This is a genomic window from Pseudomonas sp. NPDC089554 (assembly GCF_050280645.1).
GTDB lineage: Bacteria > Pseudomonadota > Gammaproteobacteria > Pseudomonadales > Pseudomonadaceae > Aquipseudomonas.
The window spans coordinates 1-5145 of record NZ_JBNNVR010000157.1 but is presented as its reverse complement, the minus strand read 5'-3'; the positions used below and the strand labels follow the sequence as shown (position 1 = coordinate 5145).

The window sequence follows — 5145 nt, the reverse complement described above, 5'->3', positions numbered from 1 at the left end:
AGCAGCGCGTACGACAGGTCGAGGAACAACCTGCCGCCCCACCACCCAAGCGCCTGACCCGCTCGCCGGCTTCGCAGCCGCACTGAACAAGCTGGACGAAGCCGGTATCGTCTACGTAGGTGCCGAAGTTGGCGCTGGCGACATCCTGGTCGGCAAGGTCACCCCGAAAGGCGAGACCCAACTGACTCCGGAAGAAAAACTGCTGCGCGCGATCTTCGGTGAGAAGGCCAGCGACGTTAAGGACACTTCCCTGCGCGTGCCGACCGGCACCAAGGGTACCGTCATCGACGTACAGGTCTTCACCCGTGATGGTGTCGAGCGCGACAGCCGCGCCCTGGCCATCGAGAAGATGCAGCTGGACGAGATCCGCAAGGACCTGAACGAAGAGTTCCGCATCGTCGAAGGCGCAACCTTCGAGCGTCTGCGTTCCGCCCTGAACGGCCAGGTGGTCGACGGTGGTGCGGGCCTGAAGAAAGGCACCGTGGTCAGCGACGAAGTACTGGACGGTCTGGAGCACGGCCAGTGGTTCAAACTGCGCATGGCCGAAGATGCACTGAACGAGCAGCTGGAAAAGGCTCAGCAGTACATCGTCGATCGCCGCCGTCTGCTGGACGACAAGTTCGAAGACAAGAAGCGCAAGCTGCAGCAGGGTGATGACCTGGCACCGGGCGTGCTGAAGATCGTCAAGGTCTACCTGGCAATCCGTCGTCGCATCCAACCGGGCGACAAGATGGCCGGTCGTCACGGTAACAAGGGTGTGGTCTCGGTGATCATGCCGGTCGAAGACATGCCGCACGACGCCAACGGTACTCCGGTCGACGTCGTACTGAACCCGCTGGGCGTACCTTCGCGTATGAACGTTGGTCAGATCCTCGAAACCCACCTGGGCCTCGCGGCCAAAGGCCTGGGCGAGAAGATCGATCGCATGATCGAAGAGCAGCGCAAGGCCGCAGAACTGCGTACCTTCCTGACCGAGATCTACAACGAAATCGGCGGTCGCCAGGAAAACCTGGAGTCGTTCAGCGACGAAGAGATCCTCGCCCTGGCGAACAACCTGAAGAAAGGCGTGCCAATGGCTACCCCGGTCTTCGACGGTGCCAAGGAGCGTGAGATCAAGGCCATGCTGAAACTGGCCGACATGCCAGAGAGCGGCCAGATGGTGCTGTTCGACGGTCGCACCGGCAACAAGTTCGAGCGTCCTGTGACCGTGGGTTACATGTACATGCTCAAACTGAACCACTTGGTGGACGACAAGATGCACGCGCGTTCCACTGGTTCCTACAGCCTGGTTACCCAGCAGCCGCTGGGTGGTAAGGCGCAGTTCGGTGGTCAGCGTTTCGGGGAGATGGAAGTGTGGGCGCTGGAAGCATACGGCGCGGCATACACCCTGCAAGAAATGCTCACAGTGAAGTCGGACGACGTGAACGGCCGTACCAAGATGTACAAGAACATCGTGGATGGCGATCACCGTATGGAGCCGGGCATGCCCGAGTCCTTCAACGTGTTGATCAAAGAGATCCGTTCTCTCGGTATCGATATCGATCTGGAAACCGAATAACACGTGACGCGAAGGGGAGTGGGGCGGTAATCGTCCCCTCCCTGCTCCGCCAGGAGGAAAGGCCTTGAAAGACCTACTGAATTTGCTGAAAAACCAGGGTCAAGTCGAAGAGTTCGACGCCATCCGCATCGGTCTGGCGTCGCCTGAGATGATCCGTTCGTGGTCGTTCGGTGAAGTTAAGAAGCCGGAAACCATCAACTACCGTACGTTCAAGCCTGAGCGTGACGGCCTGTTCTGCGCCAAGATCTTTGGCCCAGTCAAGGACTACGAGTGCCTGTGCGGCAAGTACAAGCGCCTCAAGCACCGCGGCGTGATCTGCGAGAAGTGCGGCGTTGAAGTTGCCCTGGCCAAGGTTCGTCGTGAGCGCATGGCGCACATCGAACTGGCCTCGCCGGTTGCCCACATCTGGTTCCTGAAGTCGCTGCCGTCCCGTATCGGCCTGCTGATGGACATGACCCTGCGTGACATCGAGCGCGTGCTCTACTTCGAGAGCTATGTCGTTATCGACCCGGGCATGACCACCCTGGAAAAGGGCCAGCTGCTGAACGACGAGCAGTACTTCGAAGCGCTGGAAGAGTTCGGTGACGACTTCGACGCTCGCATGGGTGCCGAGGCTGTCCGCGAGCTGCTGCACGCTATCGACCTGGAGCACGAGATTGGCCGCCTGCGCGAAGAGATTCCGCAGACCAACTCGGAAACCAAGATCAAGAAGCTGTCCAAGCGCCTGAAGCTGATGGAAGCTTTCCAGGGCTCGGGCAACCTGCCTGAGTGGATGGTCCTGACCGTCCTGCCAGTGCTGCCGCCGGACCTGCGTCCACTGGTGCCGCTGGATGGCGGTCGCTTCGCGACCTCCGACCTGAACGACCTGTATCGTCGGGTGATCAACCGTAACAACCGTCTGAAGCGCCTGCTGGATCTGTCGGCGCCGGACATCATCGTGCGCAACGAAAAGCGTATGTTGCAGGAAGCGGTCGACGCCCTGCTGGACAACGGCCGTCGCGGTCGCGCCATCACCGGCTCGAACAAGCGTCCGCTGAAGTCCCTGGCCGACATGATCAAAGGTAAGCAAGGTCGCTTCCGTCAGAACCTGCTCGGTAAGCGTGTGGACTACTCCGGCCGTTCGGTAATTACCGTAGGCCCGACCCTGCGTCTGCACCAGTGCGGTCTGCCGAAGAAGATGGCCCTGGAGCTGTTCAAGCCGTTCATTTTCGGCAAGCTGGAAATGCGTGGTCTGGCGACCACCATCAAGGCCGCCAAGAAGATGGTCGAGCGCGAGCTGCCAGAGGTTTGGGACGTTCTCGCAGAAGTCATCCGCGAACACCCCGTGCTGCTGAACCGTGCGCCGACCCTGCACCGTCTGGGTATCCAGGCGTTCGAGCCTGTGCTGATCGAAGGCAAGGCTATCCAGCTGCACCCGCTGGTCTGTGCCGCGTACAACGCCGACTTCGACGGTGACCAGATGGCCGTTCACGTGCCGCTGACCCTGGAAGCCCAGCTCGAAGCGCGCGCGCTGATGATGTCGACCAACAACATCCTGTCGCCTGCCAACGGTGAGCCGATCATCGTGCCGTCCCAGGACGTGGTTCTGGGTCTGTACTACATGACCCGCGAAGCCATCAACGCCAAGGGCGAAGGTCGCGTATTCGCCGACCTGCAGGAAGTCGACCGCGTCTTCCGCGCCGGCGAGGCTGCACTGCACGCGAAAATCAAGGTTCGTATCAACGAAACCGTGAAAGACCGTGACGGCAGCATCACCAAGAACACCCGTATCGTCGACACTACCGTCGGCCGTGCGCTGCTGTTCCAGGTAGTGCCTGCGGGCCTGCCGTTCGACGTCGTCAACCAGTCGATGAAGAAGAAGGCCATCTCCAAGCTGATCAACCAGTGCTATCGCGTGGTGGGGCTGAAGGAAACCGTCATCTTCGCTGACCAGCTGATGTACACCGGTTTCGCTTACTCGACCATTTCCGGTGTTTCCATCGGTGTTAACGACTTCGTTATCCCGGATGAGAAAGCCCGCATCATCGGTACCGCTACCGACGAAGTGAAGGAAATCGAGAGCCAGTACGCTTCCGGCCTGGTAACCCAGGGCGAGAAGTACAACAAGGTCATCGACTTGTGGTCTAAGGCGAACGACGAAGTGTCCAAGGCGATGATGGCCAACCTCTCGAAAGAGAAGGTCATCGACCGCGAGGGCAAGGAAGTCGATCAGGAGTCCTTCAACTCCATGTACATGATGGCTGACTCCGGTGCGCGGGGTTCCGCAGCCCAGATCCGTCAGCTGGCAGGTATGCGTGGCCTGATGGCCAAGCCGGACGGCTCGATCATCGAGACGCCGATCACCGCGAACTTCCGTGAAGGTCTGAGCGTACTTCAGTACTTCATCTCGACCCACGGTGCTCGTAAGGGTCTGGCGGATACCGCACTGAAGACTGCGAACTCCGGTTACCTGACTCGTCGTCTGGTGGACGTTGCGCAGGATCTGGTTGTGACCGAGATCGACTGCGGCACCGACCAGGGTCTGTTCATGACCCCGCACATCGAAGGCGGCGACGTGGTCGAGCCTCTGGGTGAGCGCGTACTGGGCCGTGTTATTGCCCGTGACGTATTCAAGCCAGGCACCGACGATGTCATCGTTCCGGCCGGTACTTTGGTCGACGAGCAGTGGGTCGAGTTCATCGAGCTGAACAGCATCGACGAAGTGGTCGTGCGTTCGCCGATCAGCTGCGAAACCCGCTACGGTATCTGCGCCAAGTGCTACGGTCGCGACCTGGCTCGCGGTCACCAGGTGAACATCGGTGAAGCGGTCGGCGTTATTGCGGCCCAGTCCATCGGTGAGCCGGGTACCCAGCTGACCATGCGTACCTTCCACATCGGTGGTGCTGCAAGCCGTACCTCGGCTGCCGACAGCGTCCAGGTGAAGAACGGCGGTATGGTTCGTCTGCACAACCTGAAGCAGGTTCAACGTGCCGATGGCAACCTGGTTGCCGTATCGCGTTCCGGTGAGTTGGCCATCGCCGACGAATTCGGTCGTGAGCGTGAGCGTTACAAGCTGCCTTACGGTGCGGTCATTTCGGTCAAGGAAGGTGAGAAGGTCGAAGCTGGCGCCATCGTCGCCAAGTGGGACCCGCACACCCACCCGATCGTGACCGAGCTGAAAGGTACCGTGACCTTCGTGGGCATGGAAGAAAACATCACCATCAAGCGCCAGACCGACGAACTGACCGGCCTGACCAACATTGAGGTGATGGACGTTAAAGATCGTCCGGCCGCTGGTAAGGAAATCCGTCCAGCGATCAAGATGGTCGATGCCAACGGCAAGGACCTGATGCTGCCGGGTACTGACGTACCTGCCCAGTACTTCCTGCCTGCCAACGCCCTCGTCGGTGTGGCGGACGGTGCGCAGATCGGCGTCGGTGACGTTATCGCGCGTATCCCGCAGGAAACTTCGAAGACCCGCGACATCACCGGTGGTCTGCCGCGTGTTGCCGACCTGTTCGAAGCTCGTCGCCCGAAAGAAGCGTCGATCCTGGCAGAAGTCAGCGGTACCATCGCGTTCGGTAAAGAGACCAAGGGCAAGCGCCGTC

At 60.2% G+C, this 5145-nt stretch carries 1 protein-coding gene and 1 pseudogene; both read left to right on the top strand.

The features are described 5' to 3' along the window. Positions 1-1558, top strand: a pseudogene (rpoB, locus tag ACQKPE_RS25700) (DNA-directed RNA polymerase subunit beta); the annotation flags it as partial. A gap of 64 nt (positions 1559-1622) precedes the next feature. Next, positions 1623-5145 (top strand): DNA-directed RNA polymerase subunit beta' (gene rpoC, locus ACQKPE_RS25695; protein WP_427669496.1); only part of this gene is annotated, 3523 nt, incomplete at its 3' end.